The following is a 25,362-nucleotide window of genomic DNA, read 5'->3' on the forward strand; positions in this document are numbered from 1 at the left end:
AACGGCCACAATCATTAACGCTTTGGCTGGTGCGAGCCAAGAGACCTCGGCGCAGAATCACAACCCACACTTCGGGATAAAAACAGCGTGATCAACAAACCCTTCAAAGTTCTGGTTGCAGACGATACGCAGGCGAACCGCACACTGCTGCGCGCTTACCTGGGACGCCTCGGGTTCGAGATCGTCATGGCAGAGAACGGACAAGAGGCTGTCGAGCTGTTCGAATCTGCCGCGCCAGACATGGTGTTGATGGATTTGATGATGCCGGTCATGGATGGCTTCGAAGCGATCCGGCGCATTCGCACCCAACATGCCCAGCAATGGGTACCGATCTTCGTCGTCTCGGCCATGGATGCCGAACAGGATGTCGTGCGCGGGCTCGAAAGCGGCGCCGACGACTACCTGACCAAGCCTTTGTCATACCAGGTGTTTGCGGCCAAGATGCGCAACATGGCGCGCGCCCTCAATTTCCAGCGCGCACGTGAAGACGCGATCAAGCGTGAAGTCACGGTTTCCGACGCAGTCATCGACGGCATCGTGACCTTCGATATTAGCGGCTCCATCGTCAACCTGAACCGAGCTGCCAACCAGATCTTTGCCGTCGGCGCGAATGAACTCAAGGGTCGCCATTTCGCTTCCCTGGTTGCGGACGACGAGCGCCCTGCTTTCGCGCTGGAGCTGGCGCGCTGCATCGAGAGTGGCGCCGGCAAACTGATAGGCCGCGTTGCGGAAGTGATCGCTTGCACACCGGCGGGACGCCGCTTCGCGATGGAATTGTCGATCAGCGAACTACCCGCCCTGGAGCGACGTCTGTTCATTGGCGTCGTCCGCGATATCAGCTCGCGCAAACAATTCGAACAGCAACTGGCGGACGACGCCCATCGCTTGCGGCAGTATCACGAAGAGGCGGAATCCGAAGCGGAACTTGCCAAGGAGATCATGGAGCGCCATATCAATCGTGGCGATGTCGACACGCGGGGCGCCCAGCTACTCGTGTTGCCTACGGCACGCTTCTCCGGCGATATCGTGCTTGCCGCACGCTCCCCCTCGGGCAAGCTCTATGCCCTGCTCGCGGACGCCACGGGTCACGGGCTTGCCGCCGCAATGAGCGGCCTGTCAGTCGTGAATTACTTTTACCAGGCTGTCGATGACGACACGCCACTCGACGAGATGGTATTCGCCATCAATGAGTCGCTGCGCGCGCTGCTACCCGCAGGCCGTTTTGTCTCTGCTGCGCTGGCGTGTATCAACGATGACTCGCGCTCCGCGGAGCTCTGGCTCGGAGGCGTCCCAGATGTGCTGCATGTGGACGCACACGGCGAATTGCTGGCGCGCTTCACCTCCTCGCATCTCCCGCTCGGCATTATCGATCTGAGCAAGGAAGACTGCATTGCAGAACACTTGTCATGGAACGAAACCGGGCGCTTGCTGTTGTGCTCGGACGGAGTGCTCGAGGCAACCGCGCCGGATGACACGGAATTCGGTTATGCCGGCGTGCTGGGCGCCATACGCCAAGCCAGCACCGCGCCCGCGCTGGAAGTCCTGACCAAGGCGCTCGGCACACACCTGCAAGGCCAGAGCGCACATGACGACGTATCTTTCCTGCTGCTCGACCTGAGCTGAAGCGCTACAGCCTGCAGTCCCGCAACACTTCGCGATCAGTGCGCGATCTGTTGATCGAACGAATCTACGCTCGCATCGCCAATCGCACTTCCCGTGACACCGAGCCATTCACGCGCCATGCCTTCGTCATCGAACACGCGCACATCGGCATCGACAAAAAACTGTGAACACATGGCAGCCCAGGTCACCATCGAGCTATCACTGACGATAGCGATGCGGCTGAAGTCATGCGCGTGCTGACGACCATAACGGACCTGCTCGATCAAGGCATCAAGCGAGCAGGACTCAAGCTCGCGCAGATCCAGCAGCAGATCAAGCGGCCCGTTGAACTGGATACGGTAGTCGGATAACAACTCGAACTCGCGACATTCATCCAGCGTCAGGCGGCCATAGGCATGCAGTTCGAGGCGATCCGTAAATACATCTGTGGTGATCATGGAGTATCTCCCTGAAGAACGAGGTGCTGCGCCACGCAACGCGTTCCGCAGCTCTCGATTCACTATAGACCACCCGGCACATCAGGCCTTGCCCAGAACCACCTTCGCCATGGCATCGATTACCGCCTGAGACTCGCCCAGCGCATCACGCAACTCGATGCGCACACCCGCATGCCGTTCGCGGATGCGCGCGAGCATGACGGGCACATCGCGTCGTACATGCCCGCCCTGCGCCAGAAACACCGGCACCACGATCAGTTCGGTCGCTCCGGCCTGCACGGCTTGTTCGGCGGCCCCCGGCAGATCGGGCGTCATGAACTCGAGGAACGCCGTAAATACAGGCACGCCCGGCTCAGCCGCACGCACCGACTCGGCAAGGCGCTGCATCGGCCTCGCCCACTCAGGATCACGCGCCCCATGCGCAAACAGGACGATTGCGCGGCTCATGTCAGACGCCCCATGTCAGACCTCTCCAGTCGCAACCAGGGGCTGCGAAGTCATCGGCGGACTTGCCCGCTCGCGCAATTGAGCCAGCACGCGTGACGCTGCGAAGAACCCGAAACTCGCCGTCACGCAAACGTCCGAACCGTAGCCAGCACAGGACAAGCGCTGTGGTGCCGTGCCATCGGCTTCGCACAATACAGGCTGCTGCAAAGGCTCGACGGAATAGACCGCTTCGATGCCGAACTTGCGCCGCGGATCGCGTGGAAAACCGCGGATCGATCCATACTCCTTACGCAGGCGCGAACGCACCTTGGCCAGCATGGGATCCTGCTCGGTACGCGAAAGATCGCTGATGCGAATACTCGCCGGATCGCTCTTGCCGCCCGCCCCTCCGCACACCACGAGCGGCAATTTGTTGTCCTGGCAATAGACCGCCATGGCAATCTTCATCGGCACGTCGTCGACAGCATCCAGCACGATGTCATGGCCTGCAAAGAGGGTCGCCATGTTTTCGGGGCTCAGATGATCTTCAACCACACTTAACTTGCACAGGGGATTGATGGCCAGGATCCGGCTACGCATGGCATCGACCTTGGCCTGACCGTAGGCATCTCCAAGCGCGTGCAATTGCCTGTTGGTATTGGATTCGGCGATCGAATCAGGGTCAATCAAGGTGAGCGTGCCGATTGCACTCCGCGCCAGCGCCTCAGCGGCCCATGAGCCAACACCACCCACACCCACCACACAAACGCGTGCCGCGGTGAAAGCCGACAGCCCGGCACCACCATGCATACGCGCTACGCCACCAAAGCGACGCCCGAAATCCAGCTCCTGATTATTCATGCCTGCTCGAAACTATTGAAGAAACCTGGGAAAGCTCGCCGTCCAGTGAAGCAGTGACGCGGGAGCCGCGTAAATCAGCCCCGAACCACCGATTTTCGCAGACGCGAACAAGTCCTGCGGAATTTATCTCGTCCGGGCGCTGCGGCATGGCTGCGCCGGGGAGTGCCGGGATGAGGTGAGCACAGACTCAAATGTCAGACGAACGGACGCCACCTCTACCTTTGTCCGCAATGCCCTCAAGCCTGATTCCAGTGAGCTTCAGCGCGCCCGTCGGACGCATTGCGAATTCCGAGCAATGGTGGCGGAGCGGTCTTCAGGGTCCTGAAACCCAGCATGGGCGCAGGTTTTCGACGAACTCCGACCTGCTCTTCGCTTCTTGCGACGCCCCCTTCGTTCGCAAAAAACACCAAAATTCGTGAAATTTTGCACGAAACCATAAATATCAGCCTGGCGCAATTGGTCTTACCTCCTACTTGCGTATGTCAGGCAGGGTTGACTATGGTTGCATTCATGACAAAGAAGTGAATGTCTCAAAGCCTGTAAGTGTCCCGGTGGCCGTTGCAGATCAGTGCCATCCCTTGCGTTTTTTGCAGTCCGGTTTTCGCCGTCGGCCAGAACACAGGACGTGATCAACCTGTCGCTCAGGCGTGACGGACAAAGCGTTTGCAGGTTCGCTGCGTGCTTGAGGATTCAAGCATGAGGCTGGGTCAGCAAACATTGTGTTGTAGCAGCATTGTCTGTCTCCAATGTCCTCCTTGGGGCCGTCCTTCAACAGACGGCCCCTTTTCTTTTTCTGGCGCGCGCGCTGCGCTGGCCTCCGTCCGGGACATCGGCGACGCCTTACGAATTCGCCGATTTCAGCAAATACGCTCCGTCTGGCAGAGCGCCTCAGAAGGCGATTGCGATGGAGATGTGAAGGCGCAAGCGGTGCTGCTCTACACCCCATGCCAGGTCGGCAGCCAACGGCCCGGCAGGACTGCGCCAGCGTGCGCCGAGGCCCAGGCCGACTGCAGGGCGAAGAGTGTCCAGGCGATCACTGGCATTACCGGCATCCACAAAAGTTGCCACGCCCCATTTGTCGTCAAGCCAGTGGGTATGCTCGACCGAGCCAACCAGCATGTAACGGCCGCCAACGATGGCATTGGCCTCCTGCTCACCCAGCGACAAATAGCGGTAGCCACGAACAGTCTGCGCGCCACCGGTGCGGAACAGAAAGTCTTCCGGCACGGTTGAGCGGGTCTTGGCAGCTGTGTAGCCAGCCTCGATACGGGCAGACAGTACGTTGCGCGGCGTCAAGGAGAAATACGTCACCAGGCGTTCGTAGCTGCGAAGGAAATTGGCGTCCGAAAGCAACGCTTCGGAAGCACCACCCAGCTGCAGATTCAGGATGTAGCCCGAGCGTGGATCAAGCGGATTGTCGACGCGACGATAGGTCCACCCCCCGGTCAGCGCCAGCGCCTGGTTGACGTTGCGCGTCGAACCATCAGCCTGCCGCCCTTCGTGCTGGAAAGACAAGCCCACACGGGTTTCGATACGTCCGTGTTCATGGATTCTCGTCAGCCCGACAGCCTGCCGGTTGATCGCCAGATTCTCGATATCGCTGCGCTCCACAATCGCGCCTATGCCATAGCGATGATCCTCTTTGGTCGGTGGCAGGAAGATGTCTGCAAACGCCGCCTGGCTCAAAGTTTCGAGCCGCACGCCGCTGGTGAGTTGCCAGGCCCGATCGAACAGGTTCGCCTCGCTGTAACTGAACTCGCCGCGGAAGCCCGTATTGCTGCTGTAGCCTGCGCCTACACCCATGCGCTGCGGCTTGGCCTCCACCACTACGACGCGTACGGGCGCCGCCGCAGCACGCGCCGGATCGGTGTCGATACTCACCTCAACGGCGGAGAAATACGGCGTGCCCTGCAGAGCAGACTGAAACTGCAGGAGCGTTTCCTGGCTGTACTTGTCGCCCGGATTGAAGTGCCGATAGCGATCCAGCAGTTCCGGTTTGTATTGCGACAGCCCCGTGATCTCCAGCGGGCCGAAATAGAAAATCGGGCCGCTGTCGACGACGACAGAAAGACGTACCTCGGCGGTTTGCGGATCGACATCCGCGAGGCTTTCGACGATCCGCGCGCCAGGAAAATCACGCTTTGCTACGGCGAGCTGCAGGACTGTCTTGGCGGTATCCCAGTCGCTCTGCCGGAAGGCGGCGCCGACCGGCAAAGTCCACGCCTTGCGCAAGGCATCTGCCTGCTTGGCCTCGAGCGCGTCGCCCAGTTGCCCCGCAAACGACACGTCGACGGACACGACCTTGGCGCGCGGCCCTGGCTGGAGTTTCACCAGCACAGGGTCAGCCGCAGCGTCGATTTCAAGCTGCGGCGAGAAGTAGCCCTCAGTCGCCAGGAGTTCGGGGATGCGTTCGCGCAAACGACGCACGAGCCCCAGCTTCTCGAGCGCAGCACCATCCGCATCGGCCGCGGCTTCACCTGCCAGCGGCGGCAGCCAGGGCAATAGACGTTCGCGAGCTTCGGGCGGAGCCTCGAATCGCCATAGCTCGGCCGCATGCAACGGATAGCCGAGCAGAAGCAGCGACAGGATGCTCAGTGCGTACTTCGTGCGCAGAGACATTTACTCCGCGTGATACGCCACCACGCGCTCTACCTCGTGGCGCGAACCCAGAATCACCGGCACGCGCTGATGCAAGCCTTGCGGCACCAGATCGAGGACCGGTTCGCGCCCGGTGGACGCCGCGCCGCCAGCCTGCTCCACGACCATTGCCATCGGATTAGCTTCGTACAGCAAACGCAGATGACCGCCACGCGGGCGATTCTTCTCATCGAGCGGGTAGAGGAAGATGCCACCACGCGCCAGGATGCGATGCACATCGGCCACCATGGACGCAACCCAACGCATGTTGAAGTCCTGGCCACGCGGGCCATCGGCCCCCTGTTGCAGCTCGGCGATATAGCGCTGCACTGGCGGCTCCCAGAAGCGCGAGCGCGAAGCGTTGATCGCAAACTCCTTGGTGTCTTCGGGAATACGGATATCGCCGTGCGTCAGCACCCAGGATCCGAATTCGCGGTCGAGCGTGAAGCCATGCGTGCCGGTGCCCACGGTCAGGACCAGCATCGTCGACGGTCCATAGACAGCGTAGCCCGCTGCCACCTGACGCCGGCCGGTCTGCAGGAAAGCCTCCTCGGTTGGCTCCATGTTCGCCGGACAACGCAGCACGGAGAAGATCGTCCCGACCGAGATGTTGACGTCGATGTTCGACGAGCCATCGAGCGGATCGAACACCAGCAGGTATTCGCCCTTCGGATAAGTCTTCGGAATATAGGAAGGATCGTCGAGCTCTTCAGACGCCATCGCTGCGAGGTGACCACCCCATTCGTTGGCGTGCAGCAACACTTCATTGGCGACTACATCGAGCTTCTTCTGCGCCTCGCCTTGCACATTGTCGGTGCCTGCATTGCCGAGCAAGCCGGCCACTGCGCCCTTGCCGACATGCACGCTGATGGTCTTGACTGCGCGTGCGACCACTTCGATAAGCAGACGCAGGTCTGCCGGAATCATCTTCTGATTACGCTGCTGTTCAATGAGGAACTGGGTAAGGGTTACGCGACTCATGAGTTCATCCTGCCTGGTTCGTTTCATGGATAGGCGGAATTATCGCCCGCTTTCGTGACAGCTTCGGAAAATCCTTGGAGCAAGCCCCGGGCCCGGTTTTTTTGCACATCCGTGACCCAGATCTCGTTTGCCTCTCAATTGTTTGTAAGATTTGACAGTTTCAGGGAAACTCCCGCCACCGAATGCATTCCAATCGGCACTCTCTCGCACGCTTCATGACTGTCGTGCAGCAGCGCTTGCCTGTCTGCCGTACCCCGATTCGCGACTCCCGATTCCCGATTTGATTCCGACGAGCTTTCCTGCCATCCCAGCATGCATATTGTGATCATTGGCGCCGGCCTGACCGGAGTGAGCACGGCCTGGTACCTGCGACAGGCCGGCCATCAAGTAACAGTCGTCGAGCGGCGCGAAGCCGCCGCCATGGAAACCAGCTTCGCCAATGGCGGCCAGGTTTCGATCAGCCATCCCGAGCCTTGGGCCAATCCACAGACGCCCATGAACATCCTGCGCTGGCTCGGGCGACGCGACGCGCCCCTGCTGTTCCGCCTGCCTGCAGAGCCGGCGCGCTGGCGCTGGGGCATGGAGTTCCTGCGCGAATGCGTGCCCGGTCGCACTTATCGCAACACGCTGGCCATCGGCCGACTGGCGGCCTATAGCGGGCAACTGCTACGCAAGCTGCGCGACGAAACGCATGTCGAGTACAAGCAACTGCAGCGCGGTGTGCTGCACCTCTACTTCAGCAAGGACGAGTTGCAGCGAGGGCAACGCCAGGCGCGCATCCTGCGCGAGCTGGGCGTAAATGCCGACATCCTGACGCCTGAGCAATGCGTGGATTACGACCCGTCCCTGAGCAACGCCCTGCCTCGCCTCACAGGCGCCATGCTCGGGCGCGATGACGAAAGCGGCGACGCTCACCTGTTCACCCTGCAACTCGCCGAGGCAGCGCAGCGCGCCGGCGTCAACTTCCACTATGGCGCGGACATAGAGCGCCTGATGTTCGAAGACGGTCGCGTCACCTCACTGCACCTCGTCGACGACCACGGCCGTCGCGGCGCCATATCCGGCGATGCCTATGTCATCTGCGCCGGCAGCTTCAGCAAGTCACTGGCACGGCGAGTCGGTGAACGCCTGCCCATCTACCCGGTGAAGGGTTATTCCGCGACTGTCGCCATACGCAACGCCGCGCGTGCGCCAACCGTCAGCATCACCGACGAGTCGCGCCGCATGGTCTGCGCGCGCATGGGCGACCAGCTGCGCATTGCCGGCATGGCCGATCTCAATGGTTTCAACCTGGAACTCGATCCCACGCGCTGTCAGGCGCTGCTCGACTGGGTGGAAGAGCTGTTCCCCGGCGCGGTTGAACTCGGCAAGCCTGAATACTGGGCCGGCCTGCGCCCTGCCACGCCGAGCAATGTGCCCATCATCGGCCGTGCGCGCTTGCCCAACCTGTACTACAACACGGGCCATGGCACGCTGGGCTGGACACTGGCCTGCGGCTCGGGCAAAGCACTGGCCGACATCATCGACCGGCGGCCGCCTGAAGTGAAATTCCCGTTCTGGCGCGGGCGGGCCTGAGCGCGTAGCTGGCCCCACGGACATGCACGACGAGTTTGCCGATCATCTGCGCGAGCTGTTTGCCCCGCTGGGAGCGATACAGATCAAGCGCATGTTCGGTGGCGCGGGCATCTATGCCGAAGACATCATGTTTGCGCTGCTCGCTGACGATGTGCTTTATCTGAAGGTGGATGAGCAGAATCGGGCGCTGTTCGAAGCCGAGGGGCTCGAAGCATTCAGTTACGTCGCAAAGGGAAACCGGCGCGTGAGCCTGAGCTACTTCCGCGCGCCGGATGAAGCGATGGATTCAGCGCAGCTCATGCTGCCCTGGGCGCGCAGTGCTTTTGCCGCGGCCCTGCGAGCAAGCGTGCGCAAGACGTCCTCCAAGGCAGTGCGGACCAACAAGCGCTGACTGGCGACAGCGCCCGGCGCGTCTAGACGCGATACGCTGCCAGCGTTTGCGAGATACCGCGACCCATACCGGAAATATTCTCGACGGAGCTGGCGACGCCCTGTGCGGCGCTGGAATTGCGTTCAGTCATTTGTGCGATCTGTTCGATCTGCCGCGCAATGATGGTGCTTGCCGAGGACTGCTCGCGCATGGCATCCGTCATCTCATCCACCAATTCAACCAGCATGCCTGCGCCACTCTGGATCTCGCGGATGGCAGACCCTGCTTCGCGCGCATTCTCGACACCACGCTCAACGGCGTCGACAGAGGACGACATGCTGTCGACCGCATTGCGTGCTGCGTCCTGGATCTTCAGGATCAGCGTTGAAATGTCGCTGGTGGCCAGGGTCGTACGCTCGGCCAGCTTGCGCACCTCATCGGCCACCACGGCAAAACCACGCCCCTGCTCACCTGCACGCGCCGCTTCGATGGCCGCATTGAGGGCCAGCAAGTTGGTCTGATCGGCGATCTCCTTGATCATGTTGGCGACCGAAGAGATGCTCTCGCTGTCGCTGCGCAAGGCAACGATGCGTTCGGAAGCAACCTGCACCGACTCGGCGATGCTCTGGATGCCACCCACCGTGTTCATGATGACCTCGGTGCCGCGATCCGCGCTCTTCTGTGAATTCTGGGTATGCGTGCTGGCATCGAGCGCACGCTCGACGATGACCGAAATGCTCACCGTCAGCTGTTCGATGGCGGCCGCCATGCTGGCCGTAGCATCGCTTTGCGTGCGTGAATTTTCGGCGATCTCGCGCGAGCTGCTATCGACCGCACCAACGGCCCCCGCCAGTTGTTGCGCCGCGCCCTGCACCTGACCAAAGCTGTCACGCAGGCGCTTGATGAGTCCGTTGTAAGCCAGGACGGTGAGGCCGATTTCATCGTGCGTTCCCACTGGAACTGGATGCGTGAAATCGAGACTCTCTGCCGTCGTCGTGATGGCCTTCTGCATGGCCGCCATGGGCGCCACGATGGAGCGCGCGAGGAAGTAACCGATCACCGCGAAGACGCCAAGCGCAATGACGGCTGCGACGATGGAAAAGCTCAGGCTGGCTGCGAATACGCCATCCGCATCCTTGGAGACGCGCGCCACCTTCTCCGTGTTGATCTGACCAAGCTTCTCGAACGCGGCTGAAGCCTGCTCGTGGGAGGTCTTGAGCTTGCCGTTCATGATCTCCAGCGCCATCTTGCTCTCGCCCATGTTGGCGAGATTGCCGACGCGCTGCATGTCGCTCAGGTAGACCGTGATGGCCGCAGTGGCCTCGTCGAGCAGCTTCACTTCGTCAGGCGCTGTCGTGTGCGTACGCAGGGTCTGGATATGGCCGATGATTTTTTCGCTGAACTGCTGCAGCTCGGCGTCGATTTTCTTGCCTTCGGCCTCGTCCGTGCTGAGCGCGCGGCCGTAGGCAATCGCGTGCATGTTCAGGTAGAGCGTGCGGACTTCGGAAGATAGTTGCAGATCGGGTAAGGCATCGACGGTGATCGCCGTCATGCCGGTATGCAAGCGCGTCAGGCCGGTCACCCCCAAGCCCACGAGAATCACGCAGGTCAGCAATGCAATTGCTACGAGGCCCCAGATTTTCTGTTTGATCGACATCCCTGCTCCAGCTACATGGCGGAAAAAAACAAAACGCCCGGTTGCGCGATAGCACAACCGGGCGCTACATCAGCCTTTACGGCAGGGGCCGGTAAGACTTGAACTGCCAGGCAGGTCGTTCCGTCAGGCAGTCCGACCGCCCTTACTTGCCACCCTTCGTTCCGGCGCTGGCCTGCTCGGTGATCTGAGCCGTTTCCCAACCGCCACCGAGGGCACGGAACAAATCGACACTCGCGTTCAGCCGGAAGGCCTGCGCATCGATCCGGTCAGCGTCCACCGAATAAAGGTTGCGTTCTGCGTCGAGCAGCTCCAGATAGCCGGAAACGCCAGCGTCATAGCGCAGCTGGGCGACACGCAGCGAGGTACGTAATGCTCCACTGCGGCGCTCCTGCGCCACCAGCGTGTCGCTTGCCGCACGCATATTGCCGATCGCGTCATAGACCTCTGTGAACGCCGTCTGCACGGACTTCACGTAGAGCGCCTTGGCAGCTTCCTCACGCGCCTCGGCGGCCTTCACACCCGCGTCGATCTGCGCCAGACCGAAGATCGGCTGGGTGATGGATGCGGCAAGGCGCCAGACGAGTGCCGGCCCGGAGAACAGATCGGACAAGGACGCACTCTCCTGCCCACCGCTACCGGTCAGGATGATCTGCGGGAAATACATCGCACGCGCCTGACCGACCCGCGCTTGCGTCGCCGCCAGATTGGCTTCTGCTTCACGGATGTCGGGACGACGCGCCAGCATGTCGGACGGCAAACCTTCCGGCACGTTCGGCGCGGGCGGAAGAACCTCCGCCTTGCTGCGTGTAATGCGGTTCTCGACGATGGCGCGCGGCGAGTCGCCAGCCAGCAGGGCCAGCGCACGTTCGCTCTGCGCCTGCGCGGCGATCAGGCGTGGCAGTGACGCCGCGATGGCGTCGCGCTCGCTCTGAGCCTGCTGGACCACGAGGTTATTGGCCGTGCCGCCCGCCAGGCGCTTCTGCGCCAGCTGGAAAGCGTCTTCACGCGTTGCCAGCGTCTGACGCGTCAGCTCCAGCTTGCGGTCTGTTGCCAGCAGAGTGAAGTAACCACGCGCCACCTGCGCTGCCAGCGAAGAGCGGAAACCCGCCATCGCCTCACGGCTGGCGATCAGGTTCGCCATCGCCGCCTTGTTGGCATTGCGCACGCGTCCCCACAGATCCAGCTCATAGGCAATCGTGATACCCGCCTGATAGTTGTTGGACGTGTAGGTGCCGGCCGGTCGTGGAATGACCCCCGCCTCGGTGGCCTTGCTACGACTGGCGTTGAACCCTGCGTCCAGCGACGGATACAGGTCACTGCGCGCTACCGACAGCAGCGCCGCCGATTCGGCCACGCGCGCTTCGGTCACCTTGAGATCGGTGTTGTAGGTCAGCGCCCGCTCGATCAAGGCGGTCAGCGCCGGATCGTTGTAACGCAACCACCAGCGGCCGAGATCTTCGGCGACCGGGCCGCTCGTAGCCTGCGGCAGATCGAGCACCGGCTTTTCGGCCACCGGCGTGCTGACGCAAGCCGTCAGCACGGCCGCAGCGATCAGGCTCAAGGCCGTGCTGCGAAGGGTCTTTGAATCGATGATTTTCAATTCATCACGCATCATGTTTCTCCACATCCAGATCAGCTGGCGCAGCAAGCTTCTCTTGCTTGTTGCCATTCAGCAGCCTGAAGAACAGCGGCACGAAGAAGATGGCCAGGAAGGTCGCCGCCATCATGCCGAACATCACACCCGTACCGACCGACTGGCGCGCACCTGCACCTGCGCCAGACGAGAATGCCAGTGGCACAACCCCCAGAATGAAGGCCAGCGAGGTCATGACAATCGGACGGAAGCGCAGACGCGCTGCCTCCATCGCCGCATCCAGCGTCGACATGCCTTCGTGCTTCTTCAGCACCGCGAACTCCACGATCAGGATCGCGTTCTTCGCCGCCAGACCGATCAGCGTCACAAGACCGATCTGGAAGTACACATCATTGGCCAGCGGCGGCGCCATGCCTCCTGACAACCAGCCGAAGAACAGGTTGTGCAACGCCACGCCCGCCAGAGCACCGAAGATGCCGAAGGGCACCGCCAGCAGCACGGAGAACGGCAGCGACCACTTCTCATACTGTGCAGCGAGGATCAGGAACACCATCACCACCGCCATGCCCAGTGCCAGGCCAGACGCGCCCGAGGCACGCTTCTCCTGGTACGAGGCACCGCTCCAGTCGAGCGAGAAGTCAGGCGGCAACACTTCTGCGGCCAGCTTCTCGACCGCGGCAATCGCCTGGCCCGAGCTGATGCCCGGCGCGCCGGAGCCCAGCATCTTCACGGCAGGCAGATTGTTGAAGCGATCCAGCGTATCCGGGCCGGAGCTGTACTTGACTGTCGTGAAGGACGACATCGGCAGCATCTTCCCCGAGTTCGACTTGACGTAAATGTTGCCAATGTCTTCCGGCTTCATGCGGTACTTCGTATCCGCCGACATCAACACCTGCCAGGTACGGCCGTACTTGTTGAAGTCATTCACGTAGTACGTACCCATGGTTGCCGACAGCGTGTTGAACGCCTCGTCGAGCGAGACCCCCAGGGCTGCCGCACGTTCGCGATCCACATCCACGAAGAGCTGCGGTGAGGACGCACGCCACAGGGTCTGCACGTAAGCCAGCTCCTTGTTTTGCGATGCAGCCGCCATGAAAGCCTGCACGACTTCAGCCGTACGTTTCGGACCACTGTCGCCGCGGTTCTGGATGTAGAACTCGAAGCCACCGGCCTGACCGAGACCGAAGATCGCCGGCGGATTGAACGCCAGCACAAGCGCATCGCGAATGCCTGCCGTCTTGCCGTAGACCTCGCCCACCAGCGCCTGCGAAACCATCTTGCGCTCGTCCCACGGCTTCTGCGTCACGAACAGCGTTGCCGCCGAGTTCTTGTAGCTGCCGCCGAGGAAGTCGAAACCGGTGAAGGCAATGACGTCTTCATTCGCAGGGTTCGATTTGATGATCTCGGTGACCTGCTGCACGATCTTGTCAGTGCGTTGCAGCGAAGCACCATCCGGCAAGAACACGGCCGAGATGAACCAGCCCTGATCCTCATCTGGCACCAGCGCGCCCGGCGTACCGCGCCACAGCTGACCGGTAATGGCGATCATGCCGAGGAACAACAGCACGCCCAGCAAGGCACGGCGCGACAGCCAGCCGACCACGCCGGTGTAGCGATGTGTCAGGCGATCAAAGAACCTGTTGAAACCACGGAAGAAGAAGTTCGTCGCCTTGTGCTCGCTCTTGAGGATGAGCACGCACAGTGCTGGCGTCAGCGTCAGCGCCACCAGACCCGAGATACTCACGGCGATTGCAATCGTCACCGCGAACTGGCGGAACAACTCACCCGTCAGACCACCGAGGAAGGCGATCGGCACGAACACCGACACCAGCACCAGCACGATGGCGATCACCGGGCCGGTCACTTCCTGCATGGCCTTGATGGCAGCATGCCGCGCACCGAGGTGCTCTTCATGCATCAGACGTTCGACGTTCTCGAGCACCACGATTGCATCGTCAACCACGATACCGATGGCCAGCACCATGCCGAACAGGGTCAGCGTATTGATCGAGTAACCGAGCATGACCATGCCGGCGAAGGTACCCAGCAGGGACACGGGAACAGCGATGACCGGAATCAAGGTCGCACGCCAGTTCTGCAGGAACAGGAACACGACGATGAACACCAGGATCATGGCTTCCGTCAGGGTCTTCACCACTTCGTGGATCGATACCTTCACGAAGCGCGTGGTGTCGTATGCAACCTTGTTGGTCAGCCCTTCCGGAAACTTCTCGGCGAGCTCGGCCATCGTTGCATTGACCTCTTCCGCCACGCCCAGCGCGTTCGCGCCCGGCTGCAGGAAGATACCCAGCAGGGTTGCAGGCTTGCCATTGATGCGGCCGACGAAGTCATTGTCCTTGGCGCCGAGTTCGACACGTGCCACGTCTTTCAGACGCAGCTTGTTGCCGACACCGGTCGACCGAACGATGATTTCCTCGAAGGCCTTGGCATCCGGCAGGCGCCCTTGCGTCGTCACCGTATAGACCAGCTCCTGCCCTTCGGCAGCCGGCATCTGGCCGATCTTGCCCGGTGCGAACTGCGCATTCTGCGCATTGACGGCTGCGGCAATCTCGCCCACGGTCACGCCGAGCTGCGCCATGCGATCCGGCTTCAGCCAGATGCGCATTGCATAGTCCTTGGCGCCGAAGATCTGCACATTGGTCGTGCCCGGCACGCGCTTGATGCGATCGAGCACGTTCAGCGTCACATAGTTACTGATGTACAGATTGTCGAAGCGGCTGTCAGGCGAGTAGAACGCGATCACCTGCAGGAAGCTCGACGAGCCCTTCTGCACGGTCACGCCCTGACGACGTACTTCCTGCGGCAAGCGGCTTTCGACCTGCTTGACGCGGTTGTTGACGTTGAGCGCAGCCTGATCGATGTCGGTACCGATATCGAAGGTCACGGTGATGGTCACCATGCCGTTCGACGCCGAGGTCGAGTTCAGATACATCATGTGCTCGACGCCGTTGACCTGGCTTTCGATAGGCGCGGCGACAGTCTGCTCCAGCACTTCCGCGGAAGCACCCGGGTAGATGGCGGTGATCTGCACGGTGGGCGGCGCGATTTCCGGGTATTGCGCGATCGGCAATACACGGATCGCCGCCAGCCCGGCGAGCGCAATGAAGATGGATATGACCATCGCGAAAATCGGACGGTCTATGAAGAAGCGTGAAAACATTCGGGGTAGCCTCGCGCTTTCTTATTTGTGTTCAGCAGGTGCAGCCGGTGCGGATTGCGCCGCAGCTGCTGCTTCAGGCGAGACAGGCACAACAGGCGCACCCGGGCGCAGCTTGACGAAGTTGTCCAGGATCACCTGGTCGCCAGCTGCCAGCCCCTTGGTGATGACCCACACCTTCGTTGCAGGCTTGCCACCCACGCCTTCCAGCGTGGTCCACTCGCCTACTTCAACCGGGCGCGGCGCCACGACATCCTTGCCATCCTTGTCCTTGGCGACCGTCATCACGATCTTGCTCTGCGGGCCTTCCAGCACCGCACCCTGCGGCACGACGATGGCATTCGGACGCACCGCGCCATGCAGGGCCACGCGCACGAACTGACCAGCCTTGAGGCGATTGCCCGGGTTGGGCAATTCAGCGCGGCGCTCGACCGTACCGGTAGCGCTGCTGACGTGGCTGTCCGTAAAGTTCACGCGCCCGCCCTTGGCCAGCACCGAACCATCGGCACCACGGATCTCGACATCGATATTGCTGATCTTGGGCAGCACCAGCGAGCCATTGGCCACATCACGCTCGATCGCGTTCTGCTCGTTTTCGGACGGGCCGAAGCTCACATACAGCGGGTCGAGTTGCACCAGCGTCGTGAGCAGGCTGTCGGCGGTCGACACCAGGCTGCCTTCAGACTTCAGCGCACGACCCGACATGCCGGACACCGGCGCTACGACCTTGGTGTAGCCAAGATTGAGGCGCAGCTCCTGCAGACGCGCCTTGGACGACAGAAGACCGGCTTCGCCGATCTGTGCATTCGAGACTGCGTTGTCGTACTCCTGCTGGCTCACCGCCTTCTCGGCCAACAGCGGCTTGAGACGCGCAGACTCACGCGTTGCCTGTGCAGCGCGAGCCTCTGCAGTTGCGACATCGGCTTCCGCCGCAGCTACCTGCGCCTGGAGAGGCTTGGGATCAAGCTCGAACAGCACCTGTCCGGCGGCCACCGGTCCGCCCTCGGCGTACAGGCGCTTTTCGATGATGCCGCCTACGCGGGCGCGCACCTCAACTTCGCGGGAGCCAAGCGTCTGCCCCGTGTATTCGAACGTGACGGGCACGCTCTGCGGCTTCACCACCACCACGCTGACCTGGGGTGGCGGCATGTTGTGCATGCCTCCACCGGCCTGTTCGCCCTTCGAGCATGCCGCCAGGGCTGCTGCCACTATCGCCAGAGACAACGCTGCCGCGGCGCTTGATTTGAAGTCCTTACGCATTATTCATCACTCCCAAAAAACAATCCGGCCACACAAAAATCTGCTGAAAGCCTGTCGACCCAGGCGCTGCTGATGCTTGCCGGGCGCTCCGGAACCCTGCGGCTCCGGAGCGCCCGACTCAATCCGGCTGAAACCCCAGAATGCGGCGCCGTGTGTTGACCAGGATCAAGCCCACCTCGCTTGAAATGGTCGCGCCGCGAATCTATGTGCTATGCAACATTAAACATACATCCTTGTATGTATGTCAAGAATTCGCTAGAATTTTTCTCATTGACGAAATTCCGGAGATCGTGACAATGCGCCGACTCGCGTTGTCACCCCCCGGACATGGAGAACCAACCCAGCATCATGGCCCGCAAGACCAAGGAAGAAGCCCTCGCCACCCGTTGCCAACTGCTCGACGCAGCGCAAAGCGTGTTCTGCGAACGCGGCGTATCCCACACTTCGCTACATGAAGTCGCCACCGCCGCAGGGCTGACCCGCGGCGCCGTGTATTGGCATTTCGAGAACAAGGCCGATTTGCTCGCCGCACTGTGGGAGCGCGCGTCGCTCCCCATCGATACAACCCTCGAAGAAATCGACCAGAAGTTCGCCAACGATCCGCTGGCGCGCATCTTTCACCGCACGATGACCATCATCCAGCGCATTGCCACAGAAGACGACGCGCGCGCCTTGATGAGCATCATCCTGCTCAAGTGCGAATACGTGCTCGAGACCGAGGCTGTGCGCCTGCATCTGGTCGAAGCGCGCGAGCAATGCCTGAGCAAGTCAGCCGCGGATTTCCAGGCGGCCATCGACGCCGGCCAGTTGCCCGCAACGGTCGATCCACACACTGCAGCATTCGGCACTTTCGCAATTTTCGACGGCACCTGCTTCCATTGGCTGATGGCGCCGGAGCGCTTCGACCTCGTGCAGCTCGCCGAGCAGACCTTCCGCGCCTACCTCGACGGCTTGAAGTGCATGGGCAATTGCGACGCCACCCAGGCATCGTAGGGCATCATATAAAGCGCAACGCTTTGCGCCGGATGCGTTGCGCTCATTGCACCTTCCACGCCCGACCTGCTCTGCATCACCAGTAATTCTCGAACAGCATGCTGCCAACGAGCCCCCGGCGACAGGGCTGGAAGTTGCGCGCCGTGAGCAGGCGACGCATGTCGCCGGTGAAATCCGGATTGCCGCACACCATCACCCGCGCCGTACTCGCGTCGAATTGTTCGCCGACATGCGCAGCCAGCGTGCCGCTGTCTATCAAGAGTGGAATGCGCCCGGACAACGCGCTATGACCCGCCTCGCGCGTGACGATGGGCACATACTCGACCGAGGTATGGCGCGCGGCCAGCTCGCGGAACTCATCGGCATAAGCCAGCTCCGCCTGCGTACGCGCCGAATGCACCACGATGAGCTTGCGATACTGCGTCGCCAGACTGCCTTCACGCAGCATGGAGACATACGGGCCGAGACCCGAGCCCGTCGACAACATCCACAGGCTGTCGCCGTGTGCCACGCCACCTCCCAGCTGCGAGGCAACGAAGAAGCCCATCGCAGCACTCTGCACCATCAAGGCGTCGCCCACCTCCAGCTTTTCCAGCTGCATGGACATGGCGCCGTCGGGCACCCATGTAATGAGGAACTCGAGGAAGTTCTCGGCAGGCGCCGAGACGATGGAGTACGCCCGCCACACCGCCGCTTCGTCACCGACGGGCAGCCCCAGCTTTGCATAGTGGCCCGGCGTAAACGTGAAGCCCTCGGGCCTGGCCACACGCAGGGTCCACAACGTCGGTGCCCACTGGCGAATATGCAGGACAGGCTGCGCGCTCCAGCGCAGCTTTGAAAGCGCGCCGGGCAAGGCGTCGGGGGCAGCGCCGGGTTGTGAATTGACAGAACTCAAGGATTTCCTCCAGACGCGATTGCAAGGCCACGGCTGCGCATCATTCGCAAACAGAATCAAGCCCGGCTCGCCGACTTGCCGCACACTGTGCGTCGGCTCCATCGCGGATTATGCGCGCATGGCACAATGACAAGGCCCCGCTGACAGCGTGGCTATTCCAAGCACAGGCGCTGCACTCCCCGCCTCTCTCGAAGCATCGGCATGGAACACATCTACTACTGCTTTCCCGGTGGCCGTCACAAGGCGCTCACCTTCAGCTATGACGATGGCAAGACGCCTGATCGCCGCCTTGTCGACATCCTCAATCGCGCCGGCTTGAAAGGCACCTTCAACCTCAATGGCGACAAGTTCGGTCGCGACCAGCGCATCGCGCAATCCGAGGTGGCCGCGTTGTATGCCGGTCATGAAGTGGCTGCCCACTCGCTGACCCACCCTACCCTCACGCGCTGCCCTCGCGAGATGATGGTGCGCCAGATTGTTGACGACAGGCGTCGGCTGGAAGACATCGTCGGCTACGCCGTGCGCGGCTTCGCCTATCCCAACGGCCAGCACACACCGACGCTCCACCGCCTGCTGCCGGAGCTGGGCATCGCCTACGCGCGCACCACCATCTCGACCTGCGGCCTGCTTCTGCCGGACGAACTCATGACCTGGCACCCGACCTGCCATCACAGAGAAGACCTGATCAGTCGCGCCGCCAGTTTTCTCGAGCGCAGCAAGTCGCAATACCTCGACCTGCTCAGCGTCTGGGGCCATAGCATCGACTTCGACAACGAAGGCAACTGGCACATCATCGAAGAACTCGCGGCGATGACGCGCGGCAACCAGGACGTGTGGTTCGCCACCAACATCGAGATCGTCGACTACCTTGCTGCCGTCGAACGCCTGCAATACACGGCAGCCTGCGACCGCGTACACAACCCTTCCGCTGCTCCGGTATGGATCCGCATCGACTCGCGCGCCAGCAGCACGCCCCAGCGCATCGTCGAAGTACCGGGCGGCGCGACGCTCACGCTCGCCTAGGCACGCCTGGCCGAGAGGGCGGCCATCCGCCCTCCGGCCTGTTTTTTTGCGCACAGCATCAATGTGAAATTTGGAGGCAACGTGAAAAACGTTCTTCCTTTCCATTAGTTCGCAATTCATACTAGTCCCCGCTTGCGCAAGATCAGGCACACCGATCAGCCTCGCTGACGGCTACAGCAGTTCATAAGAAAACTCGGAGACAAAACACATGAAACTCACCCACCTGCTCGGTGCGCTGGCGCTTGTCGGCCTGTCCACCACGTCCTTCGCTGCATCGGATGCGCCTTCTGGCTACACCAAGTGCGTCCAGACCGGTGCCACCTGTACGTTCAGCGGTACGCGCCAGGTAGCCATGGGCAAGGCCGGCGTATTCGGCTATGGCACCTTCACCAGCAGCGTCGCCTGTACGCTCTCCAACTTCCCGAGCGCACCAAGCAATTCGACCTGGTGCTCGTACGCCGGCACGACGAGCACTTCGTCGAGCTCATCCACCGCGACCTCGTCCAGCTCCTCGAGCAAGTCATCCAGCTCTTCCAGCGTCGCCAGCTCCAGTTCGTCCAGCAAGTCATCGTCGAGCAGCAGCTCCGCGACGACCGCAGCCTGCAAGCCAGGCACCATAACGGGCACGGTTGATTGTGGCGGCATCACCGTCGGCACAGCCTGCGACGGCCAGTCGGAAAGCCAGCAGCCGGTATTCACCCTGGCCGAAGGCGCTGTGCTGAAGAACGTACATATCAAGGCCGGCGGCGGTGCAGACGGCATCCATTGCGCGGGCAATTGCACGATGGAAAACGTAGTCTGGGATGGCATCTGCGAAGACGCGGCAACGATGACTGGCGGCACCGGCAAGGTCATGAAGATCGTCGGCGGTTCGGCCACCAAGGCCGATGACAAGGTGTTCCAGCACAATGGCAAGGGTGGCACGATCAATATCAGCAACTTCCAGACGTTTGATCGCATCCAGCGCCTGTGGGCTTCCTGCGGCAATTGCGAAAGCAACACCGGCCCTCGCTATCTGATCGCCAACAACGTGACCATCAACGGTCCCGTCGTCAAATCGGATGGCACCACCGCTGGCTACGTGCTGCGCCTGAACAGCAACTATGGCGATAAAGCCACCGTGCGCAGCATGCGCATCAAGGGCTACTCGCTCGGCAATCCGAAGGTCTGCGTTCAAGCCACGGGCATTACCAAGGCAGAAGAAAACGCCGGCGCCAAACAGGTCAATCAGGGCGAGTTCTGGAACACGGCCTACTGCGATATTTCGAAAACCGACGTGACCTCTTTCTGATCACAGCGCGATGCGACTCACGAACCCGGCTCCGGCCGGGTTTTTCATTTCTGGCGCCACGTTTTTAATTCACTCCCCAAATGGGCTTGATTTGGTTCAGGCTCCGTCCATACTTGCAAGGCCCTCACACGAAGGGCAGCAAGCGCCGCACAGACGGCCGAAGCGATTTCAAACCAATTAGGAGACAGTCATGAATTTCAAGCATTCCCTTCTGGGGGCGCTCGCCCTCGTATGCCTGAGCCAGGGCGCGGAAGCGGCCAACCGGCCCAAGGGCTGGGTCACCATCTGCAAGGAAGGCGCCAGCTGCTCCGTTGCAGCCAACACCAACGTTGCATTCGGCCGAGCCGACCAATTCATCTACAAGGTTCTCTCCGGGAGCTTCATCTGCAGCGAAGCGACCTTCGGCAGCAAGATTGCCGGTGGAGTGAATGAATGCTCGGTTGCAAGCGCGACCAGCTCATCCTCATCCGCCCCTTCCTCTTCGTCATCATCGTCAAAGAGCTCCTCGTCGTCCTCATCGACACCTTCGAGCTCATCGTCTTCCAAGAGCTCCAGCAGCTCCAGCTCCTCGAACGCAGCCTGCAAGCCCGGCGCGATCTCGGGCACGGTTGACTGTGGCGGCATCACGGTCGGCACCTCCTGCGACGGTCAGTCGGAAAGCCAGCAAGCCGTCTTCAACCTCGCCGATGGCGCTGTGCTGAAGAACGTGCATATCAAGGCTGGCGGCGGTGCTGACGGCATCCACTGCCAGGGCAACTGCACGCTGGAAAACGTGGTCTGGGATGGTGTTTGTGAAGATGCCGCCACCATGCACGGCGGCAGCGGCAAGGTCATGAAGGTCATCGGCGGCTCGGCAACGCTGGCCGACGACAAGATCTTCCAGCACAACGGCAAGGGCAGCACGATCAACCTGAGCAACTTCCAGACGTATCAGCGCGTCCAGCGTCTGTGGGCATCCTGCGGCAACTGCTCGAGCAACGGCGGTCCTCGCTACTTCGTGGCCAATGGCGTGACCATGAACGGCCCCGTCACCAAACCCGATGGCACGGCTGGCTATGTGCTGCGGCTGAACAGCAACTACGGCGACAAGGCCACGGTGCGCAATATGCGCATCAAGGGTTACTCGGTCGGCAATCCGAAAGTCTGCGTCCAGGCCATCGGCGTCCAGCCAGGCGAAGCCCAAGTCAATAACGGGGAGTTCTGGAACACCGCCTATTGCGATATCAGCAAGAGCGACGTCACCTCTTTCTGATCACCCCGCAACAAGCAATAAAAAACCCGGCCACGGCCGGGTTTTTCTTTTGCGGCCTGAGCATCAGGCCTCGAGCAGGCTACGCAGCATCCACGCCGTCTTCTCGTGCAACTGGATGCGCTGTGTCAGCAGATCGGCGCTGGCCTCGTCAGTCGCCTTCTCCGTGGCCGGGAAGATCGAACGTGCCGTGCGCACCACGGCCTCGTGGCCTTCGACAAGCTGCCTGATCATCTCTTCGGCCTTCGGCACGCCGTCGGCCTCCTTGATCGACGACAGCTTGGCGTACTCCGAGTACGAGCCGGGCGCGAAATGCCCCAGTGCGCGAATGCGTTCGGCCACCAGATCTACCGCGAGGGCCAGTTCGGTGTACTGCGTCTCGAACATGAGGTGCAGGGTGTTGAACATTGGCCCCGTCACGTTCCAGTGAAAATAGTGGGTCTTCAGATAAAGCGTGTAGGTATCTGCCAGCAAATGCGAAAGGCCTGTCGCAATCTTTGCCCGATCCGCTTTCTTGATGCCAATGTCAATGTCCATCTCATGCTCCTGTGACGTCTGAAAACGATGGCTCAATTCTGTCCCAAATTCCGGCAGAGAGCACGCATGGCGTGCATTGCACAAAACTATCAGTTTGAAGGGCCCCACCACTTGCGATGCATCAATGTGGGACAACCCCTATCCGCCCCCGCACCAAAGCGGGACACGAATCCGGGGCGCGCTCAATAAAATATCAATAATAATCAACAAGATGAGCGCATCAATCCGCAAGGCATGTATTTTGCTTTAAAGCCCCCAACAAACCAGTCGTGGCAACGGCGTCCGACATGGTGATGAGCACGCGCTCAAACAAGCAGATCACTGCATGACGCCGTTCGCGCCCCTCCCCAGGCTGCCGCAACGGCACTTGAGGACGATTCAGAATGCATACGCGCGAACGCTGTTCCACCCGCCTTACCCCCACCAGAGATCATGAGCCGCAACACCCTGTGTGCCGCGCAGCTTCTGCTTGCGTGCCGCCCGGCGTTGCTGCCCTCAATCTGTCGAATTACGCAGGACGCTAAGCCATGCTATTCGGTCGAAAAAATCGCAAACCCATCTCCATTCCCGTCAAGGCCGTTGCCGAGTGGAAGTACACCACCTGCAACTACTGCTCGACGGGCTGTGCCATCGAGATCGGCCTGGATGACACGGGGCGCCTGATCACCAGCCGCGGCCACGCCGGTGCCGACGTCAACCGCGGCAAGCTGTGCATCAAGGGCCTGCTGGAACACGAGCTGTTCGAATCCCCCGGCCGCGGCAAGGTGCCGCTGATGCGCGAGAAGGCGCACATGCCCTTCGCGCCCACGAGTTGGGACATGGCGATGGACAAGACCGCCGCCAAGATCAAGGAAATCCAGGACAAGTACGGCCGCGACTCATTCGCCGTCGTCTCCACCGGCCAGTTGCTGACCGAAGAGTTCTACTCGCTCGGCAAGCTCGTGCGCGGCCAGATCGGCACCAACAATTACGATGGCAATACGACGCTGTGCATGGCCTCGGCCGTGTCCGGTTACAAGCGTTCGTTCGGCTCCGACGGCCCGCCCGGCGCTTATGAAGACTTCGAACACACGCATTGCCTGATGGCCTTCGGCTCCAACCTGCCGGAGCAGCATCCCATCATCTACTGGCGCCTCAAGGAAGCGCTGGAGAAGCGCAAATTCCCGCTGATCGTGGTCGACCCACGCGTGACCATGCTGGCGCAATTCGCCGACATCCACCTGCCGCTGACGCCGGGCACCGACACCGTGCTGATCAACGCGATGATGCACGTGATCCTCAAGGAAGGCCTCGAGGACAAGGATTACATCGCCGCCCATACCAATGGCATCGAAGAGCTGCGCGCCCTGGTCGCCGATTACGATCCGAAGACTGCCCAACACGTCTGTGGCATCAGCGAAGACCTGATCCGCACCGTTGCGCGCCTCTACGCCAAGGCGCCAGCTGCAATGAGCATCTGGACCATGGGCATCAACCAGAGCACACACGGCTCGGACGGCGTGGTGAACATCAACAACCTCAACCTCATCACCGGCAACATCGGTAAGCCCGGTGGCACCAGTCTATCGATCACGGGCCAGTGCAATGCCATGGGCACGCGCGAGTGGTCGTCGTGCTCCGGCCTGCCCGGCTATCGCCTGCTGGAGAAGGAAAAGGATCGCAAGAAGATCGCCGACTACTGGGGCATCGACGAGAGCTTCTTCCCGCCCAAGCGCGGCCTGTCGCAAACAGACATCTTCCCCGCCATTGAAACCGGCGAGATCAAGGGTCTGTGGCTGATCGCGACGAACCCGATGACCTCGATGCCCAATCAACCGCGCATCCGCAAGGCGATGGAGAACCTCGAATTCCTCGTCGTGCAGGACGTGTATGAAGACGTCGAGACCAACAAGTACTCACACGTCTACTTCCCTGCCGCGGTGTGGGCCGAGAAGGAAGGCTGTCACACCAACACCGAGCGCCGCGTGAACCTCACGCGCAATGCACTCAAGCCTTACGCCGATTCGAAGCCTGACTTCTGGATCATCAAGGAGATGGCCAAGCGCTTCCAGGATCGCAACCAGATCCACTTCCCTGAAACACCTGAAGGTGCCTTCAACGAGATGCGCGAGCTCTCCGTTGGCGAAGGCCGCACGCTGGATATTTCCGGCATGACCTACGACCGCATCGAGGCAGCGCGCGGCATCCAGTGGCCCTACTCGGAAGCCCAGGCCAAGGCTGACGAAGAGAAGGTCGGCGAAGCCAGGCCTTTCGATTTGCAGGAACGTCAGGACTTCATCGGCAACCGCCGTCTCTACACCGACGGCAAGTTCCAGTGGCCCGATGGCCGCGCACTGCTGATCCCCGTGCGCTTCGTGAACAACAACGAATGCCCGGACGCCGAATACCCTTTCTGGCTGAATTCCGGTCGCGTCGTCGAGCATTTCCACACGCGTACGCGTACCGGCAAGATCGGCAACTGCAACAAGTTCAGCCCGACGCCGTACATGGAGATGAACCCGGACGCCGCCGAAGCGCTGGGCGTCGAGCACCAGAGCTATGTGCGTGTGGTGAGCCGTCGCGGAGATGCCGTCGTCATGGTACAGCTCACACAGCGCGTGGGCCGCGACATGCTGTTCATTCCCTTCCACTTCCACGACTGCGTCAATCGCCTGACGCTGGGTCTGCTCGACCCCTACTCACGTCAACCCGCATTCAAGCAGAACGCGGCACGCATCGAGAAGATTGACCAGAAGGAAGCCGCGCGTCTGAACCTGGAACGCCGCACCTTCTGAG

The 25,362-nt window shown here is 61.3% G+C and carries 19 protein-coding genes; 8 read left to right on the forward strand and 11 right to left on the reverse strand.

Annotated features, from left to right (window positions below):
* The first annotated feature begins 87 nt into the window (after positions 1-87).
* Complete coding sequence (locus VVD49_RS16795) at positions 88-1,623, forward strand: SpoIIE family protein phosphatase (RefSeq protein ID WP_327600359.1); 1,536 nt, start codon at positions 88-90, stop codon at positions 1,621-1,623.
* Positions 1,624-1,658: 35 nt separating this feature from the next.
* Here the strand turns inward: VVD49_RS16795 and VVD49_RS16800 are convergent, their stop codons facing one another.
* From VVD49_RS16800 to VVD49_RS16820, 5 genes are all read right to left on the reverse strand, one after another.
* Positions 1,659-2,060: a SpoIIAA family protein gene (locus VVD49_RS16800; protein WP_327600360.1), complete on the reverse strand. Its 402-nt coding sequence runs from the start codon at positions 2,058-2,060 to the stop codon at positions 1,659-1,661.
* An 81-nt stretch (positions 2,061-2,141) separates the two neighbouring features.
* On the reverse strand, positions 2,142-2,507 hold the full coding sequence (locus tag VVD49_RS16805) for a sirohydrochlorin chelatase (RefSeq protein ID WP_327600361.1): 366 nt from the start codon (positions 2,505-2,507) through the stop codon (positions 2,142-2,144).
* Positions 2,508-2,522: 15 nt separating this feature from the next.
* Positions 2,523-3,347 (reverse strand): tRNA threonylcarbamoyladenosine dehydratase, encoded by an 825-nt coding sequence (locus tag VVD49_RS16810; RefSeq protein WP_327600362.1) that lies wholly within the window; start codon positions 3,345-3,347, stop codon positions 2,523-2,525.
* Positions 3,348-4,235: 888 nt separating this feature from the next.
* Positions 4,236-5,966: an autotransporter assembly complex protein TamA gene (locus tag VVD49_RS16815; RefSeq protein WP_327600363.1), complete on the reverse strand. Its 1,731-nt coding sequence runs from the start codon at positions 5,964-5,966 to the stop codon at positions 4,236-4,238.
* Positions 5,967-6,965, reverse strand: a complete 999-nt coding sequence (locus VVD49_RS16820; protein WP_327600364.1) for a class 1 fructose-bisphosphatase — start codon at positions 6,963-6,965, stop codon at positions 5,967-5,969.
* A gap of 312 nt (positions 6,966-7,277) precedes the next feature.
* Here VVD49_RS16820 and VVD49_RS16825 point away from each other — a divergent pair, with 312 nt between their 5' ends.
* Positions 7,278-8,540 (forward strand): D-amino acid dehydrogenase, encoded by a 1,263-nt coding sequence (locus VVD49_RS16825; RefSeq protein ID WP_327600365.1) that lies wholly within the window; start codon positions 7,278-7,280, stop codon positions 8,538-8,540.
* A gap of 22 nt (positions 8,541-8,562) precedes the next feature.
* Entirely contained in the window at positions 8,563-8,931 is a 369-nt protein-coding gene (locus tag VVD49_RS16830) for a TfoX/Sxy family protein (protein ID WP_327600366.1), read from the forward strand.
* A 22-nt stretch (positions 8,932-8,953) separates the two neighbouring features.
* On the opposite strand, the gene VVD49_RS16835 is transcribed toward VVD49_RS16830, so the two are convergent.
* The 4 genes from VVD49_RS16835 to VVD49_RS16850 all read right to left on the reverse strand — a co-directional run bounded on the left by VVD49_RS16835 (position 8,954) and on the right by VVD49_RS16850 (position 16,599).
* Positions 8,954-10,567, reverse strand: a complete 1,614-nt coding sequence (locus VVD49_RS16835) for a methyl-accepting chemotaxis protein (protein ID WP_327600367.1) — start codon at positions 10,565-10,567, stop codon at positions 8,954-8,956.
* 142 nt (positions 10,568-10,709) lie between these two features.
* A complete protein-coding gene (locus tag VVD49_RS16840; protein ID WP_327600368.1) occupies positions 10,710-12,182 on the reverse strand; it encodes an efflux transporter outer membrane subunit in 1,473 nt (490 codons plus the stop codon).
* Positions 12,172-15,342 (reverse strand): efflux RND transporter permease subunit, encoded by a 3,171-nt coding sequence (locus tag VVD49_RS16845; RefSeq protein WP_327600369.1) that lies wholly within the window; start codon positions 15,340-15,342, stop codon positions 12,172-12,174. The genes VVD49_RS16840 and VVD49_RS16845 overlap by 11 nt, the downstream gene beginning before the upstream one ends.
* A gap of 21 nt (positions 15,343-15,363) precedes the next feature.
* Positions 15,364-16,599, reverse strand: a complete 1,236-nt coding sequence (locus VVD49_RS16850) for an efflux RND transporter periplasmic adaptor subunit (protein ID WP_327600370.1) — start codon at positions 16,597-16,599, stop codon at positions 15,364-15,366.
* Between the two features lie 327 nt (positions 16,600-16,926).
* Here VVD49_RS16850 and VVD49_RS16855 point away from each other — a divergent pair, with 327 nt between their 5' ends.
* Positions 16,927-17,592: a TetR family transcriptional regulator gene (locus VVD49_RS16855; protein ID WP_327600371.1), complete on the forward strand. Its 666-nt coding sequence runs from the start codon at positions 16,927-16,929 to the stop codon at positions 17,590-17,592.
* Positions 17,593-17,668: 76 nt separating this feature from the next.
* Here the strand turns inward: VVD49_RS16855 and VVD49_RS16860 are convergent, their stop codons facing one another.
* Positions 17,669-18,487 carry a ferredoxin--NADP reductase gene (locus VVD49_RS16860; RefSeq protein ID WP_327600372.1) on the reverse strand — a complete coding sequence of 273 codons (819 nt, stop codon included), beginning with the start codon at positions 18,485-18,487 and terminating at the stop codon, positions 17,669-17,671.
* Positions 18,488-18,688: 201 nt separating this feature from the next.
* On the opposite strand from VVD49_RS16860, the gene VVD49_RS16865 reads away from it, so the two are divergent.
* The 3 genes from VVD49_RS16865 (at position 18,689) to VVD49_RS16875 (ending at position 22,053) form a co-directional block, all read left to right on the forward strand.
* The gene (locus VVD49_RS16865; protein WP_327600373.1) at positions 18,689-19,510 is read left to right on the forward strand and encodes a polysaccharide deacetylase family protein; all 822 of its coding nucleotides are present in this window, start codon (positions 18,689-18,691) and stop codon (positions 19,508-19,510) included.
* Positions 19,511-19,718: 208 nt separating this feature from the next.
* Positions 19,719-20,801, forward strand: coding sequence for a pectate lyase (locus VVD49_RS16870; RefSeq protein ID WP_327600374.1), 1,083 nt, complete (start codon positions 19,719-19,721; stop codon positions 20,799-20,801).
* Between the two features lie 190 nt (positions 20,802-20,991).
* Positions 20,992-22,053 (forward strand): pectate lyase, encoded by a 1,062-nt coding sequence (locus VVD49_RS16875; protein WP_327600375.1) that lies wholly within the window; start codon positions 20,992-20,994, stop codon positions 22,051-22,053.
* A gap of 63 nt (positions 22,054-22,116) precedes the next feature.
* Here VVD49_RS16875 and VVD49_RS16880 read toward each other — a convergent pair whose 3' ends face one another.
* Positions 22,117-22,587, reverse strand: a complete 471-nt coding sequence (locus tag VVD49_RS16880; protein WP_327600376.1) for a Dps family protein — start codon at positions 22,585-22,587, stop codon at positions 22,117-22,119.
* Between the two features lie 527 nt (positions 22,588-23,114).
* On the opposite strand from VVD49_RS16880, the gene VVD49_RS16885 reads away from it, so the two are divergent.
* Positions 23,115-25,361: a molybdopterin oxidoreductase family protein gene (locus VVD49_RS16885; protein ID WP_327600377.1), complete on the forward strand. Its 2,247-nt coding sequence runs from the start codon at positions 23,115-23,117 to the stop codon at positions 25,359-25,361.
* The last annotated feature ends 1 nt before the right edge of the window (position 25,362 follow it).

Source organism: Uliginosibacterium silvisoli, from assembly GCF_036017035.1.
GTDB classification, from domain to species: Bacteria; Pseudomonadota; Gammaproteobacteria; order Burkholderiales; family Rhodocyclaceae; genus Viridibacterium; species Viridibacterium silvisoli.

Coding starts and splice junctions, on each gene's coding strand:
- VVD49_RS16800 (WP_327600360.1), bottom strand. CDS start 2,060: ATGATCACCACAGATGTATTTACGGATCGCCTCGAACTGCATGCCTAT.
- VVD49_RS16805 (WP_327600361.1), bottom strand. CDS start 2,507: ATGAGCCGCGCAATCGTCCTGTTTGCGCATGGGGCGCGTGATCCTGAG.
- VVD49_RS16810 (WP_327600362.1), bottom strand. CDS start 3,347: ATGAATAATCAGGAGCTGGATTTCGGGCGTCGCTTTGGTGGCGTAGCG.
- VVD49_RS16815 (WP_327600363.1), bottom strand. CDS start 5,966: ATGTCTCTGCGCACGAAGTACGCACTGAGCATCCTGTCGCTGCTTCTG.
- VVD49_RS16820 (WP_327600364.1), bottom strand. CDS start 6,965: ATGAGTCGCGTAACCCTTACCCAGTTCCTCATTGAACAGCAGCGTAAT.
- VVD49_RS16825 (WP_327600365.1), top strand. CDS start 7,278: ATGCATATTGTGATCATTGGCGCCGGCCTGACCGGAGTGAGCACGGCC.
- VVD49_RS16830 (WP_327600366.1), top strand. CDS start 8,563: ATGCACGACGAGTTTGCCGATCATCTGCGCGAGCTGTTTGCCCCGCTG.
- VVD49_RS16835 (WP_327600367.1), bottom strand. CDS start 10,567: ATGTCGATCAAACAGAAAATCTGGGGCCTCGTAGCAATTGCATTGCTG.
- VVD49_RS16840 (WP_327600368.1), bottom strand. CDS start 12,182: ATGATGCGTGATGAATTGAAAATCATCGATTCAAAGACCCTTCGCAGC.
- VVD49_RS16845 (WP_327600369.1), bottom strand. CDS start 15,342: ATGTTTTCACGCTTCTTCATAGACCGTCCGATTTTCGCGATGGTCATA.
- VVD49_RS16850 (WP_327600370.1), bottom strand. CDS start 16,599: ATGCGTAAGGACTTCAAATCAAGCGCCGCGGCAGCGTTGTCTCTGGCG.
- VVD49_RS16855 (WP_327600371.1), top strand. CDS start 16,927: ATGGAGAACCAACCCAGCATCATGGCCCGCAAGACCAAGGAAGAAGCC.
- VVD49_RS16865 (WP_327600373.1), top strand. CDS start 18,689: ATGGAACACATCTACTACTGCTTTCCCGGTGGCCGTCACAAGGCGCTC.
- VVD49_RS16870 (WP_327600374.1), top strand. CDS start 19,719: ATGAAACTCACCCACCTGCTCGGTGCGCTGGCGCTTGTCGGCCTGTCC.
- VVD49_RS16875 (WP_327600375.1), top strand. CDS start 20,992: ATGAATTTCAAGCATTCCCTTCTGGGGGCGCTCGCCCTCGTATGCCTG.
- VVD49_RS16880 (WP_327600376.1), bottom strand. CDS start 22,587: ATGGACATTGACATTGGCATCAAGAAAGCGGATCGGGCAAAGATTGCG.
- VVD49_RS16885 (WP_327600377.1), top strand. CDS start 23,115: ATGCTATTCGGTCGAAAAAATCGCAAACCCATCTCCATTCCCGTCAAG.